Annotated in this window: 9 protein-coding genes; 6 read left to right on the top strand and 3 right to left on the bottom strand. The window is 61.7% G+C overall.

Annotation, left to right across the window (positions count from 1 at the left end):
• Nucleotides 1–198: 198 nt before the first annotated feature.
• Nucleotides 199–1,284, bottom strand: a complete 1,086-nt coding sequence (locus SGJ19_25685) for a DUF1570 domain-containing protein (GenBank protein ID MDZ4783654.1) — start codon at nucleotides 1,282–1,284, stop codon at nucleotides 199–201.
• A 221-nt stretch (nucleotides 1,285–1,505) separates the two neighbouring features.
• Between SGJ19_25685 and SGJ19_25680 the strand changes: the two genes are divergently transcribed.
• From SGJ19_25680 to recQ, 5 genes are all read left to right on the top strand, one after another.
• On the top strand, nucleotides 1,506–2,813 hold the full coding sequence (locus SGJ19_25680; protein MDZ4783653.1) for a hypothetical protein: 1,308 nt from the start codon (nucleotides 1,506–1,508) through the stop codon (nucleotides 2,811–2,813).
• 139 nt (nucleotides 2,814–2,952) lie between these two features.
• A complete protein-coding gene (locus SGJ19_25675) occupies nucleotides 2,953–3,993 on the top strand; it encodes a peptidylprolyl isomerase (protein MDZ4783652.1) in 1,041 nt (346 codons plus the stop codon).
• Nucleotides 3,994–4,113: 120 nt separating this feature from the next.
• A complete protein-coding gene (locus tag SGJ19_25670) occupies nucleotides 4,114–5,436 on the top strand; it encodes a DUF1501 domain-containing protein (GenBank protein ID MDZ4783651.1) in 1,323 nt (440 codons plus the stop codon).
• A gap of 52 nt (nucleotides 5,437–5,488) precedes the next feature.
• Nucleotides 5,489–6,205: a creatininase family protein gene (locus SGJ19_25665; GenBank protein ID MDZ4783650.1), complete on the top strand. Its 717-nt coding sequence runs from the start codon at nucleotides 5,489–5,491 to the stop codon at nucleotides 6,203–6,205.
• Between the two features lie 265 nt (nucleotides 6,206–6,470).
• The gene (gene recQ / locus SGJ19_25660) at nucleotides 6,471–8,690 is read left to right on the top strand and encodes a DNA helicase RecQ (GenBank protein ID MDZ4783649.1); all 2,220 of its coding nucleotides are present in this window, start codon (nucleotides 6,471–6,473) and stop codon (nucleotides 8,688–8,690) included.
• A 19-nt stretch (nucleotides 8,691–8,709) separates the two neighbouring features.
• Here recQ and SGJ19_25655 read toward each other — a convergent pair whose 3' ends face one another.
• Complete coding sequence (locus SGJ19_25655) at nucleotides 8,710–9,084, bottom strand: hypothetical protein (protein ID MDZ4783648.1); 375 nt, start codon at nucleotides 9,082–9,084, stop codon at nucleotides 8,710–8,712.
• A gap of 263 nt (nucleotides 9,085–9,347) precedes the next feature.
• A complete protein-coding gene (locus tag SGJ19_25650; GenBank protein ID MDZ4783647.1) occupies nucleotides 9,348–12,101 on the bottom strand; it encodes a heme-binding protein in 2,754 nt (917 codons plus the stop codon).
• A gap of 297 nt (nucleotides 12,102–12,398) precedes the next feature.
• On the opposite strand from SGJ19_25650, the gene SGJ19_25645 reads away from it, so the two are divergent.
• Nucleotides 12,399–14,465 (top strand): hypothetical protein, encoded by a 2,067-nt coding sequence (locus tag SGJ19_25645; GenBank protein MDZ4783646.1) that lies wholly within the window; start codon nucleotides 12,399–12,401, stop codon nucleotides 14,463–14,465.
• Nucleotides 14,466–14,663 lie beyond the last annotated feature (198 nt).

Here is a 14,663-nt window from a genome sequence, read left to right as displayed (position 1 = left end):
CTTGCGGTGGCCATTTGAAGGCAGATCGCCTAGCCGACGTCCCTTTGGCACTTCCAGCGCAATCCAATACTCGACAAGACTTTCGTGCCTTTCGTGTTTTTCGTGGTTCCTTCCGGATGCCCGGAAAAAGTTGTGTAGATGCCAATGGTCTCCCGACCGTGCCACAACAATGAAACGTCGCAGCACAGGGAGACCGCCCTACCGGACCGTCGTCATGTACTGTAAAAACTGAGCTTCAATCAGCTTAAAGTTGCTGCCAAAGACTTTCGTAAAATCTTCCAGCCGCTGCTCCGGTGTGTAATCGGCGAAGATCGGCCGCGCAGCCATCGATTGCAAGTACTTCGAGTACTGTTGCGGACGGGTTTCCACGAGCCAATAGGTTAACGCCCAGGCTTCCGCATACGCGCGAGAGGCTTCCGATTGAAACAGACGATCATTGGTGACTAATTCGGCAATGGTCCCCGGCTGGCGGCTCGCCACGAGGGATCGAAAATCGTCGAAGCGGCCGCGATTGACTCGCGACGGTTGACTGGAATTCGACCGCGAGTCATACACGCCGGGCGCTTCAAACAATGTGCCGAGTCCCTCGACCACCCAACGCGGCGCCGCGCCAAAGCGGCGATGAATGCCGGTGTTGTACGCCGTCTGGTGCGTCGCTTCGTGAATGATCGTCTCAGCGTTCATTTTCCAATCCTGGCGATTGGACTTGCCGCCGCCGATATCGAACATCGAGATCCGGTTGGTCATCGGAGAATAGTAACCCAGCACCGAGGCGTCGATATTGGCCCCTTCCGCGCGTGCCTGGCGCAGAAACTCGTCCTGATTCCGATATACCACCGCCACGAGCGGAAACTGCGGTTCCGCCAATCGAAATCCGCGCACCGAGAAATAATGGGCGCAGGAACGGTAGAGATCCTCAAACCGCTGGCTCCATTGCGCGCTCTGCCCCGGCGGATGCGCGACGAGGTAGTGCCCCGTGGAGCTGATCTCGAAATCTTTTCCTAAATCCCGTGTCAGCACCGCGCGCAGTTCGGAACTGGAGTAACCGCGAAAGCGATCGCCCAGCTTGCGGTAGTTCTTCGCTTCGCCGGGATGAAACGTCATCAGCCTGCCGTCGCGCTCCAGGAAAACCACCTCGGATTGTGACCACTCGAGGGCCGTTCCCTCGGCGCGCCGGCCATCCAGTTCCAACGTGAACAGCGAGCCTTTGGCGCCCAAGCCAGCCGCTTCGGCGCGAGGAACGGTCGCCAGCACTAAGATCGTCGCCAGAATCGCGAATCGCATCGGGACGCTCACGGAATGGGCCGCCGCTGCAAGGATCGGCGCTTGAATGGGCCGCGGACACCTGAAAGCCTACTGCGCCGGCGATCACCGTTCCGGCCGCCAGCGGGACGAACGCGGCGGCGCGTGGCGGCCCCGCGAAACTGGTGTTACAATTCTGTCGAATACAACGGCGGCGCCGCGTGTTTCGCGTCGCGGCGGCGCGAACTTGCGGAGGCTCGCCCATGTGGAAAGCAGTGCTGGTCGTGGCTTGTCTGATGTTTCAGGCCGAGGCGGAACCGGCCACGGCCCCCGCGCCGGCGCCAGAGACGGCTGCGCCAGCGCCGGACACGGCTGCGCAAGTCAAGCAACAGGTCACGCAACTCGACGCCCGCGAAAAAACGGCGCGCGAATCCGCCGAACAAGCCCTGCTGGATATTGGCCCCGCCGCGCTCGATCACCTGCCGGAAGCCACGGCGCGGATGTCGGCCGAAGTGAAGCAGCGCTTGGCTCGCGTCCGCGGCAAACTGGAAAAAGCGCTGGCCGATTCCCACAAGGAAGCCACGCACATCACGTTGACGGGCGAAATGACCTTGGCGGACGCGGTCAAATCCATCGAATCGCAATCCGGGAACAAAGTCTACTTGAGCCTGTCGGACGACGACTCTACAGCGGACGACAAGCTGACCTTCGACATCAAAGACGAGTCCTTCTGGCAAGCGCTCGATCACCTGCTTGACCAGGCGCAACTCACCGTCAACGCCTATGGAGATCAACAGGGCCTCGGCCTCGTGCGGCGAGGTGAAATGGCCGCGCCGCGCACCGGGCTGGCCATTTACGCCCAGGCGTTTCGCATCGCCCCGTTGGATATCAGTGCCACGCGAGATTTCTCCTCTGGCGTCGGCAACACGCTTCAACTGCAACTCGAAGCCGCCTGGGAACCGCGGCTGGCGCCAATTGTTATGTCGCTGCCGATGGATAGTTTCGCCGCTACGGACGATCAGGGAAACGCCCTCAGCGTGCAAGGCGGCGAGCAAGAATACGAAATCCCCGTCGGCCCAGGGCAATCGACGGTCACCTTGCCGCTCACGTTCGACCTGCCGGCGCGCTCCGCGGGCAAACTAGCGGCGCTCGAAGGAAAACTCCGGGCGCTATTGCCCGGCCGCCAGGAAACCTTCAGCTTCGCCAAAATCGACAAAGCCAAAAAAACCTCGCAGACGAAGGCCGGCGTGACGGTCACCATTGACGAAGTCTGGAAAAACAACGACGCCTGGGAAGTCCGCGTGCTGACGCGCTTCGAAGACGCGGCCGGCTCGCTGCAATCGCACTTGAATTGGGTCTTCAACAACGAAGCCAAGCTCCTCGCGCCCAACGGCGAAGAGATCCCCTACGACAGCCTGGAAACCACGAGCGAAGACGAAAACGAAATCGGCATGGCCTACATCTTCGCCCGCGAACAAGGTCTCGCAGACCACACGTTCGTCTACCGCACCCCCACCTCGGTAACGGAAGTGGAACTGAACTTCGAAATCAAAGACCTGGAACTCCCGTAACGCCGCCCCTCACGACCCCGACGCACACTAGCCCGTAGCGCCAGCGAGGGAGAGGAGTTGACGTGTAAATCACAACGGCCAGCAGCCCTCAACAACGCTACCACTTCCACCTCGTCGCATCGCCCGCGCAGCAACTCTAATGATGGATCGCCCGCCCCGACGTTCGTCGCTCGCCATTCTGCTGGCGGTGTTCTTGCTCGCGCAACCTTTGTCGGCGCAAGAACCCGCCGCGCCGACGATCGTCAAGTTTCCACCTACGAAGACGGTCGCCACGATCGACGGCGAACCGGTCGCCATGGCCGAGGTCCAAACGGTTCTCCAGGCGATCTACCAGAACCAGGAATCGCGCAAGACTCCGCCCCCCGCGGTCGCGCAAGCTCTGGAGACCGCCATCGATCAGCGCCTGGTGCGGCGCTACATTCTCACGGCCACGGAAGGCGCGAAGGACGAGCAAATCCAAGAAGCGATCCAACGCCTCGAAACGAACCTCGCTCAGCAAAAGTCCTCGCTCGAACAGTTCAAGCAGCAGCAAAACCTGGATGACGAAGGTTTGAAAGCGCAGATCAATTGGCAACTCAGTTGGGCCAAGTATCTCGCTCAATCGTTGACCGACGCCTCGCTCGAAGCCTGCTTTGCGCGCCACCGCCGAGATCTGGACGGCTCACAACTTCGCGTCAGTCACGTCCTGCTCCGCGTCGACCAACCCAAATTGCTCGAGGCCCTACAACCAACGCTCGCCGAAGCCAAACAGATTCGGCAAGACATCCTCGACAAGAAACTCACCTTCGCTGATGCGGCCAAGAAATTCTCGGAAGGGCCCAGCCGGCGCGTCGGCGGCGACTTGGGATGGATCGGCCGCAACGGACCGATGATGCCAGCCTTCAATGACGCCGCCTTCGCACTGGAAAAAGACCAGGTCAGCGAGCCGATCATCACGCCCTTCGGCGTCCACCTGATCCAGATGACCGAAGAAAAGCCCGGCGACAAGCAATGGAGCGACGTCCAGGAACAGCTCAAGCAGATCGTCGCCAAGGAAATCGTCGAAGAGATCGCCAAGCAACAACGGGCCAACATCAAGATCGAGTACGTCGACGATTTTCCGCATTTCCTGCCCGGCACGAAGGACTTAGCGCCCTGGGAAGGGGCCGAGCCGATCTCCAGCAGTGGCGCCGCGAAATAGGCTGAGCGACTTGTCGCGCGAGTAGCCCTTGGTTTACACTGGTTTGCGTCCCACCGCACGCCCAGCGCCGCGCCGAGCGCCAGGCCAAGCGACCCCCCTCCCCAACCTGCGAGGCGCATCATGAGGCCGGACCTCTCCCGTCGCGAGCTACTGCGCATCGGCGGCGTCAGCGTGTTGGGTTCGTTGCTACCACGGCAAGCGGCACTGGCCGAACAAACCGCCGCACCGCGCGCGGAGCATTGCATCTTCATGCTCTTGCAAGGCGGCCCGAGCCACCTCGACCTCTGGGATCCCAAGCCTGACGCTCCGGTGGAAGTCCGCGGCCCGTTTCAATCGATTAGCACGAACGTCGCCGGCATTCAATTCACCGAGATGGTCCCGCGCGCCGCGCGCATCGCCGAGCACTTGCTGGTCGTGCGGTCGATGGAGCATCGCTTCACGAACCACATCGCCGGCACGTATGTCACGCTGACCGGATCAAACGATCAACCCGATCAGGATCGCGAAGCCAAGGGCGATGATTTCCCCGGTCCCGGCGCCGTGCTGAACTATCTGCAGCGCGAACCCTCGCCGGTGCCGTTGAGCGTCTCGCTGCCGACCTGGCTCAGCATCCCTGGACCCTCGAATCGCATGCCGGGCCAGTACTCCGGCTTCCTGGGCCCGGTGCATGATCCGTTTCTGATCGCCGGCGAGCCGCAGAAAAAAGAATTCCGACCGCTTTCGTTGACCTTGCCCGAAGGCTTCGCCGCGGAACGGATGTCGGCGCGTTGGTCGCTGCTGGGACAAATGGACGACGCCGCGCGCCGCTTGGAACGGTCGCAACTCACGACGCACGATCGCCTCCGCCAAAGCGCCTACGAATTGATCATCGACCCGCGCGTCCGCGAAGCGGTCGATCTATCGCTCGAGCCCGAGGCCACGCGCGAACGCTACGGCCACACCAAGATCGGCCAATCGCTGTTGCTGGCGCGGCGTCTGATCGAAGCCGGCGTGAAACTCGTCGCTTACAACGCCTTCAACCAGGAATGGGATACGCACGGCGGCCTGAAAGGACGTTACGAAGACCTTATGCCGCGCACCGACCAGGCCTTCGCGGCCTTGATCTCCGATCTGGCCGACCGCGGCATGCTGGAAAAAACGCTCGTCGTCAATACCGGCGAATTCGGCCGCACGCCCATCATCAACAAAGACGCCGGACGCGATCATTGGCCAAATGCTTACACGACCGTCCTCGCCGGCGGCGGCCTCCAAGGCGGCCAGGTCTACGGCGCCAGCGACAAAAAAGGCGCCTTCGTCGCCGACCTCCCGGTACATCCTTGCGACGTCCTCGCCACGCTCTACCACCAACTCGGCATCCCCTCCGACCTGGAACTCCACGACACCTTCAGCCGCCCGCATACCTTATCCCGCGGAAAAGTCATGCGCGAATGGCTGAGGGCGTGAGTGATGAGTGATGAGTGATGAATTGAAAACTGAAAACTGAAAACTGAAAACTTTGACACAACTCGGCAAACTCACGCGCCGCGAATTCCGCTCACGGATGCAGTCCGGCGAACTACAAGCGTGCATCATTCCGCTAGGCGCAATCGAGCAGCATCTTGAACACCTCGCGATGGAGCACGATTGGCGGAGCGTGACGCTCGTCGCCGAACACGTGGCGGAACGGCTCGCGCCGCGCGTGATCGTCGCGTCCGGCGTGATGGCCGGCGTTAGCGAGCACCACATGCGGCACCCCGGTACGCTCAGCCTGCGCCCCGGCACGCTTCTGGCCGTCGTGAGCGACCTGATCGACAGCATGGTCCGCGCCGGCTTTAAGCACGTCCTGGTCCTCAACGGCCACGGCGGCAACATCGCCCCCTGCCAAGGCGTCTGGGATCAATTTCAACGTCTGGCCGGCGTCAACGTGCAGTTCCTTTCGTACTGGGACGTCCTCCACGAACAGGATGCCCAAGACCTGCTGCGCGGCGGCCACAAACTCCCCAGCGACCTGCCCGGCCACGCGCAAGAATTCGAAACCTCGACCGCACTAGCCGCCTTTCCGGAAAACGTCCGCACCGACATGTGGACCGATCAATCGGACCAGAAACCGTCCCTGGCCACAGCCGCCACCGGCGCAGCCTTCCTGCAACGCATCGAGGATCGCGTTACGGCGTACTTGGAAGAAATGTTGGCCGGAAATCGCGTCGCGCCAACGCCGGACTATTTTCCCTAAGGCGGGACTTGCCATGACTAGCCCGTAGCGCCAGCGAGGGAGAGTTGACGTCGGTGAACATCTAAACGAATACGCCACGCGGACCGCTACACTTGCGATCGAATGCGATTTTTGCGGATCGGAACGTCGGCCCGGCGTTCACGTCGATCGATCCCCGATGTCCCCTCTCCCTCGCTGGCGCTGCGGGCTAGTATCGGTAGTGGGCGCGCATCCTGTAAATTTGATGCGACGATAATCGCATCACGACCCAGCATCACATCTCCTCGTGGAACAACTTCGCGGCATCCTGCGCCAAGTCTGGGGGTTCGAAAGTTTTCGACCTCTTCAGGCCGAATCCATGCGCAGCGTCGTCGAGGGCCGCGATAGCGTCGTCGTGCTGCCGACCGGTGGCGGAAAATCGCTCTGCTTTCAGGCCCCAGCGTTGGCGATGGACGGCGTCGCCGTGGTGTTGTCGCCGCTGATCTCGCTGATGAAGGACCAGATCGACGCCCTCCGCGATAACGGCGTCGCCGCCGCCAGCGTGAATAGCGCGATGTCCGCCGGCGAACGTCAGCAGGTCGCCAACGACGTCCGCGCCGGCCGCTTGAAGCTGCTCTATATGTCGCCCGAGCGGCTGATGAACGAGCGGACGCTCGATTTTCTCCACGACCAGCGCGTCTCGTTCTTCGCCATCGACGAGGCGCATTGCATCAGCGACTGGGGCCATGATTTCCGGCCTGAGTATCGCATGCTCCGCGCGCTCAAGGAGCAATTCCCCGAAGTCGGCGTCCACGCCTACACCGCCACCGCCACACCGCGGGTGCGCGAGGACATCGCCCGGGAATTGCATCTGCGCGATCCGGAAATACTCGTCGGCTCGTTCGACCGGCCGAACTTGAACTATCGCGTCGTGCGCCGCAAGGACGTGTTCAGCCAACTGCGCGACGTCGTCGAGCGCTTTCCGGACGACTCCGGCATCGTCTACTGCATCCGCCGCGCGGATGTCGACGAACTTTGCGCACGCTTGTGCGCGGCCGGCTACGCGGCGCTGCCCTATCACGCGGGTTTGGGGGACGACGACCGCCGCCGCAACCAAGACGGCTTCATCAACGATCGCGCGCGCATCATCGTCGCCACCGTCGCCTTCGGCATGGGCATCGACAAATCCAACGTCCGCTACGTGATTCACGCCGCGTCGCCGAAAAGTCTGGAAGCCTATCAGCAGGAAAGCGGCCGCGCCGGGCGCGACGGCCTGGAGGCCGAGTGCTGGTTGTTCTGGTCGCCGCAAGACTTCCTCACCTGGCGCAAGATTCAGCAGGACCTGCCGCCGGACGCCTATCAGGTTGCGATGGAAGTTCTGCAAGGGATCGATCGCTATTGCTCGGCGCTCGAGTGCCGGCACCGGCTGCTAGTCCGCCATTTCGGACAAGACCTGGAGGCAAAAAACTGCGGCGCCTGCGACGTCTGTCTCGGCGGCGTGGAATTGATCGAGGATCGCCTGATCATCGCGCAGAAAATCTTGTCCTGCGTGCTGCGATTAAAGGAATCGTTCGGCGCGGAATACACGTCGCAAGTTTTGATCGGGGACACGGACGAAAAAATCGCCACGCGCGGCCACGATCGCCTGAGCACCTACGGGCTCCTGCGCGAACATGACAAGCGGCATATTCGCGAGTGGATCGACCAGCTTCAGGGACAAGGTTTTCTGGTCCGCGCCGGCGAATACAACGTATTGCAGGTCACGCAGCCGGGCTGGCAAGTGTTGCGCGGCGAGACCCTGCCGATGTTGGCGAAGCCGCATGTCCGTGAACGCAAATCGCGAAAGACCGCGCGCACTTCGAGTAGCTCCTCCACGGACGCCGGGCGGATCGATCTCGGCTCCTGGGAAGGCGTCGATCGCGAACTGTTCGACGCGCTCCGCAAACTCCGCCGTCAAAAAGCCGACGAAAAAGGCCTCCCGCCGTTCATCGTCTTCGGCGACGCCACGCTCCGCGACATGGCGCGCCGCCGGCCGTCGACGCTGCCGGCCATGCGCCACGTCCATGGCGTCGGTGACAAGAAGCTTGCCGATTACGGCACGGAATTCGTCGCCGCGATCGTAGAGCATTGCGAACGCACCGGCGTCGCCTTGGATGCGAATGTCGAGTTCGTCGAAGCTGTCGAGCCGGAGCCGGAGGAAGCGCCCGCGCCGAAACAACTTTCGCCCATCAAGGCCACGGCCTTCGCGATGTTCGCCATGGGGAAATCGTTGGAAGCAGTGCAGCAAGCTACCGGCCGCGCGCTATCGACCACCGCGCAATATCTCTTTGAATTCATCGAAGATCACCGTATCAGCGACGCCAGCCCCTGGCTCGACACGGAAACGTTTCGACGCATCAGCCTCGCGGGTCTCAAGGTCGGCACCGAACGCCTCAAGCCAATCTTCGACGAACTCGGCGGCGACGTCAGCTACGACCAGATTCGCATCGCGATCGGATGTTTGCGAAACGTGCCGAGCGACGAATAGCCGCCGTTCAACGATCCGTCTACTCGCCAAACACTTTCGGCCCGTCGGTCGCATAACCGCCCGTGCCGCCCTGATAGCGAGTCCCGTGCCACCAGTTGAGCCACACGCGGCGCGGATAGAGCACGCCGACGTAGTCGCGGCCCCAAGTTCCTTCCTCCAACGTCCGCGGCTGTCCCCAACGAAACGCCGCCCCGCCGCCGACATAGCCATGGTCATACGCCGGCGTGTTCGTCGGTTGCGCCCCACGCCGCAATTCCCACGGCTTCCCGGCGCGAACATAGTCATCCTCAATCTTCTCGGCGCGCGGCTTCTGATTCCACGGCTTCTGCGCGAAGCACAGCGACGATGCCGCCGTCAACAAAAAAAGGAGGGCCGCAATGAATGGAAGTCGCATCAAAAGAACCTGCCTGTAGCCAAGGTCCGTCGGACCGTTGCACTGAACATCTTTGTCCGGGCGCCCGGAGACAACCACGAAAGTCACGAAAGGCACGAACAATTCTTCGATCAGGGAATGGGCTGCAAGAACCAACGGACGGCCAGCTCAGCAGTTCGCGATGAACTAATCAAATTGGCGCTACGAGACGCCCCACTCTTTCGTGTCTTTCGTGCTTTTCGTGGTTCCTTCTGAGATGTGTAATAACGTGTCGCGGCGTATCTTTACGCCTCTGGATTGCGCAAAAACTTCTGATACGGCAACCGCACGCCGCGGACCAGCACTTGATCGGCGCGGAATACGCTCGTCGGCGGTCCATAGCCGAATGCGCCGAACGCCGTTACCGTGTCGTCTTGATCGACGCCGTCGCCGCTGACGCCGAAGCCGCCTACTAGCGTCGACCCGCTATAGAGCGGCGCACTGCCCGGGAAGAACACGACGCCGTTCTGGTTGGCAATGTTCGACGGATCGTGGAAATTGCGTCCTGGTGTGAACGCGTCGAAGCCCAACGCCGTGGTGAACGCGGTGTTCGCCGGCGGCGCGGCCTGATTGACGTTCTCCGCAGTCAACGGATTTACGCCCGGCGTCAGCAGCGTCGAGAACGGCCCGGCGGTAGTGCCATCCACGCCGGACGGGAATCGCGGTTCCGCCAGGAACCGGAACGTGCGATTCGTCATCGCGGTCCCGCGCGGCACGTCGGGGATCCCGTCCCCGTTGCCGTCCACGCGATCGATGTCGAGGATCGCCAATGGATCGGAATAGTACGAAACATTGCGGGCCTTGGCGACCGCCACGTCAATCGAAAAATACGTCGCGTCGGGCATCCGGAACAGCCCCAGCACATTGCCATCCGTATCCGTGACCGACAGCACCATCTTCGTGCGACTGCCCAGCGGTAAACGAATCGCCGCGCGCACGCGCAGTGCTTCATCGACTGCGTTATCGATGATTCCTTGCACGTCGGCCGCTGAGAGATTACCGCCGGCGCGCGGCAACACTAACCATCCTTGCGGCACCGCTTGGCCAGCGATCGCCAGATCGCCGCCGGCGTTAACCTGCTGGTCCGCCCCGCTCGCACTGCTGCCCGCGCCGAGCGTGCGTCCGAATGCGACGAGTTGCTCCAAGCCTTGCGGATTCGGCCCCACGGTTTCGAGCGTGATGCCGACCAGATCGATCCGCCCGAAGGGCAAGTCGATGCTCGGAATCGCCGCGATGCCGTCGAGCGTATCCACGCGCACGCCCGCTTTGCGACTACCGCCGATCGCCGAAAGTGCAATGAACTCCGCTTCCAATACTCGCGGCGCATTGGTCCGCTGGGCCTCGGTCTGCCCGACGCCGGGAATAAAGTTCTGTTCGTGCGTGGCGTATCCATCCACGCCGGGAAAGAACACGCCGATGCCGCCGACGAGCGTGTCGCCGAAAGCGTCCGCGTCGGCGGAATCGCGGAAAATCGGAATCCCGCCCGGCAACGTGGCGATGCCCCGGCTTTGCGCTTCGGGCATCAGTCCTGTGACGAATCCATACGACTCCGGCGCGAAGATACCTTGCCCTGTCGGGATGAAGGCGGGATCGACATTGAAGCGCGAGGCGAGATTGATATCGTCCGCGGTTCCCTTGATGCCGTCCGGCCCCGGATGCACGAGGCTATCACGATTCGTGTGTTCGATGCCGAACAAATCGACCGGCGGCGTGTGCTGAATCTCCGGCGGAAAATGACCGCCCAGTCCGATCGGCGCGACGAATCCTGGCCCGCGCACCAAAGGGTCGAGGCTATTCGGATTCCCTTCGACCTCGCGTTCGGTGATCGTCGACTGGCTGATAAATCGAATGGTTCTTGATGTTAGCGGCGTGGCGTTACCGGAAGTGGCGTCGCCGTTCGCGAAGAATGCCGCCGTGCGGGCTTTGGCGATGGCGCCATCAATCGCGAAGTACAGCTCGTCGTCGCGACCAGCGAACGTATTCAATACATTTTGCTCAACGCGCACGCCCAGAATGTGCCCCTGGCGATCGACGATGGCGATGACGTAGTCTTCGCTGGCCGTGGCCGCCGCGGCGCGGGCGAGCAACTGCGTGACCTCCGGCGCCGTTAGTTGCGCGGCCGTGATGCTGGCCGTCAGTGGCGCCAGCGCCTCGGGCGCAATGTTGTTGAGCGCCGGCGTCACATAGAACACGCTGTCCGCCGGACCGCTGGTGTTGGTGTTGCGGAGAAAGAACTTATCCGACGCCGGATTATACAGTCCGACTGTTTCCGTGTTGTTGCCGTCCCAGTCCCCGGCGAGCGGCTGCCAATTCGCGGGGCTCGGCCCCAACGAAAACACGGTGTCCGCCGGACCATTGCTCAACGCATTTCGCAAATACACGCGGCCTTGCGCGCCATCGTAGAGCCCCACGCCATCGACATTGTTCCCGTCCCAGTCGCCGGCAATGGGCCGCCAATTCGTCGGCTTAGGCCCGAATTGAAACGTGATATCGGCAGGGCCGGCGCTGAGCGCATTCTTCAGATAGAACTTGCCGTTGGCGGCGTCGTACAAACCGACGGAATCCTGGCCGTTGCCGTCCCAATCGCCGGCGAACGGCTGCCAGTTCGCGCCGCTGGGGCCAAAGCGAAACACCTGGTCCGCAGCGCCCGAGCTGAGGTCGTTCTTGATAAAGAATCGCCCGCTCGCCGGATCGAACAGCGCCAGCGTGTCGTCGCCATCGCCGTCCCAATCGCCCGCCAACGGAATCCAGCTATTACCGTCCGGGCCGTAGCTCCCGGAGATCTGCGCGAACGACGTGGCATTCGCCGTGGCAATGAAAAACTCGCCCGTCGTTTGGTTATAGAGTCCCGCGGTGTCGACGCCGTTCCCCAACCAGTCGCCTGTCACCGCCACGATGCTGGACGCCGCCAGCAAAGCGCGCGCTTCCAGCTTTTCCGGCGCCGGCCGCGGCGCAGTCGTCAGGCGTTTCCGCTGCTTCGCCCAGAGTTTTGACCACATCCTGCGGCCCTCTGCGCATTTTGCGCTGTCTTCCTAGAACTCCAGCAAACTTGGCGAGCTGGATAAACAGTTCTGCTTACATCGTCTTTCTCGGTTGCGAAGACAGGAAAACTCCAGGCGACTCTTACGTTTAAGCAGACTTTGACCGATAGGAGGACTGTGCCGTATGCCGTCACGACGGGGTGGCGTCCTGCGCGCACCAGGAAGCGCAGCCAAGAAGTGAACGCGCGACCGACCAACCATGGCGTTAGTCCACATCGCTCCAATTGGCGATGCGCGTTCGCCTGCGCGCTGTGGTTGACCACGCAGCACGCAGCCACCGCGGCGGAAACCTCGTCACGACGCTGGCTCGACCGCATCTTTGTCACGCAAAACGACAGTTCATCGGAAGCGGAGAACACCGACTCGCTGGAACGGGTCGTCACTGAGCCAACATTGTTGGAAACTCCGGCAGTAATCTCCGTCCCAGTCACGGAGCAACTCGCTGAGTCGCAAAGTGTCGAGCGATTGCCGGTTGTCACGCCGATCTTCGATCCTCAAGTCATTCCAGTCGCGGCCATCGAGGCATTGCCGCCGCCAACCGCATCGATAGCGCCCGGCGGTCCAACTTGGCTGCGCGCGCCGGACGCCGCGCCGCTGCTTGAACCGATCACGCCCCCCGTCGACGACTTCGAGACCTCGCTGTTCCGCACGCCGAGCGAATTGCCCCCAGGCTATACCGGGCCGTCCGGCGTGTTGCCGAGCGAGTACCAACAATCAAGCCATTTCGTCCCGGTCGAAGACCGCTGGCGCGCCGGGTTCATGCCTTGGGATCGCTACGGCCGCGGGCATCCGCTCGGCGACGACTATCCGTACAAGGAAGGAAACTGGTGGGATCCGTACAACCAAAACGTGATGAAGGGAGACTACCCGCTCTGGGGTCAACACACCTTCATGAACATCACGGCAGCCAGCCTCACCCTGCTGGAACGCCGCCAGGTGCCGACCGCGACGACGCCGTTCGAGAGCACGCACGATCCGTTTCAGGAAGAATTCTTCGGCAACCCGAACCAGTTCTTCTTCCAGCAGTACACGCGTCTCTCGGTCAGCGTGTTCCATGGCGACGCCTCGTTCAAGCCGATGGACTGGCAAGTCAAGCTGACGCCGGTCTTCAACGCCAACTATCTCGATGCCAATGAACTCGCGGTCACCGACCCCGACGTCCGCAACGGGCGCTTCCGCGGCCGCGACGATTGGGCGCTCGAGGAATGGTTCGTCGAAACCAAACTTGCCGACCTGAGCCCGAACTATGACTTCATGTCGGTTCGCGCCGGCTCGCAGCCATTCGTCAGCGACTTCCGCGGCTTCGTCTTCTCCGATATCAACCGCGGCGTGCGCTTGTTCGGCACGCGTCTGTCGAACCGCGACCAGTTCAACCTGATCTGGTTCGATGAAACCGAAAAAGACACCAATAGCCAGCTCAACACCTTTGACGACCGGCATCAAAACGTCGTCATCGCCAACTACTATCGCCAGGACTGCATTTGGCCCGGCTACACCACGCAGCTCAGCTTTCACTACAACCGCGACAAGCCGAGCGAGAAGTTCGACGACAACGATTTCCTCGTGCGCCCCGATCCCGCCGGCGTGTACCAAAAACACGAAGTCAGCGCCTATTACCTCGGCTGGGCCGGCAACGGCCATATCAATCGCGTCAACGTCAGCCATGCATTCTATTGGGCGCTCGGGCAAGATTCGATGAATCCCATCGCCGGCCAGAAGCAAGACATCAACGCGCAAATGGCGGCGCTGGAACTCTCCTACGACCGCGATTGGGCCCGCTTCCGCGCGTCCGCGTTTTGGGCGTCTGGCGACAACGACGTCTTTGACGGCGAGGCGGAAGGCTTCGACGCCATCTTCGACAATCCCAACTTTGCCGGCGGCGAGTTCAGCTACTGGAACCGCCAGGCGATCCAACTCTTCGGCGTCAACTTAGTCAATCGGCTCAGTATCGTTCCCAACCTGCGTTCCAGCAAAACGCAGGGACAAGCCAATTTCGTGAATCCCGGCTTGTACCTGTGCAACCTCGGTTTCGACGCCGATCTGACGCCGAAACTGAAGATGATCTCGAACGTGAACTTCCTCTGGTTTCAGGAAACCGAAGTCCTCCAGCAATTTACGTTTCAAGATCACATCGATACGGAAATCGGCACGGACCTGAGCCTCGGGCTCGAATGGCGCCCGCTGTTGAACAACAACATCCTGATCATCGGCGGCGTCTCCGGATTGCTGCCAGGCCCCGGCTTCGAGGATTTGTACAACCCCTTGCGCGGCGATGTCGACGGACTCTTTGCAAGTTTCATGGACATCGCGCTAACCTATTGACCGCCTTCTGTAGCCGGCCTCTGTGAGGCCGGTTGCGTAGTATGCATCACCCAACCAGGCGCTGAAGAGGTCACAGACCTCGGTGCTCTACACATCCCAGAAGGAACCACGAAAAACACGAAAGGCACGAAAATGTGAGCTGACTGGGAAAGCCATGGCGGCCCTTTCCTTGTCAACTGCCGAACCGACGTCCAGTAA

The organism is Planctomycetia bacterium, assembly GCA_034440135.1.
Classification (GTDB): Bacteria; Planctomycetota; Planctomycetia; order Pirellulales; family JALHLM01; genus JALHLM01.
This window is presented reverse-complemented; position numbering and strand designations above follow the sequence as displayed.

Bases quoted from the DNA above. Each gene is read 5' to 3' on its own strand.
- SGJ19_25685 (MDZ4783654.1), bottom strand. From the start codon at position 1,284: ATGCGATTCGCGATTCTGGCGACGATCTTAGTGCTGGCGACCGTTCCT.
- SGJ19_25680 (MDZ4783653.1), top strand. From the start codon at position 1,506: ATGTGGAAAGCAGTGCTGGTCGTGGCTTGTCTGATGTTTCAGGCCGAG.
- SGJ19_25675 (MDZ4783652.1), top strand. From the start codon at position 2,953: ATGATGGATCGCCCGCCCCGACGTTCGTCGCTCGCCATTCTGCTGGCG.
- SGJ19_25670 (MDZ4783651.1), top strand. From the start codon at position 4,114: ATGAGGCCGGACCTCTCCCGTCGCGAGCTACTGCGCATCGGCGGCGTC.
- SGJ19_25655 (MDZ4783648.1), bottom strand. From the start codon at position 9,084: ATGCGACTTCCATTCATTGCGGCCCTCCTTTTTTTGTTGACGGCGGCA.
- SGJ19_25650 (MDZ4783647.1), bottom strand. From the start codon at position 12,101: ATGTGGTCAAAACTCTGGGCGAAGCAGCGGAAACGCCTGACGACTGCG.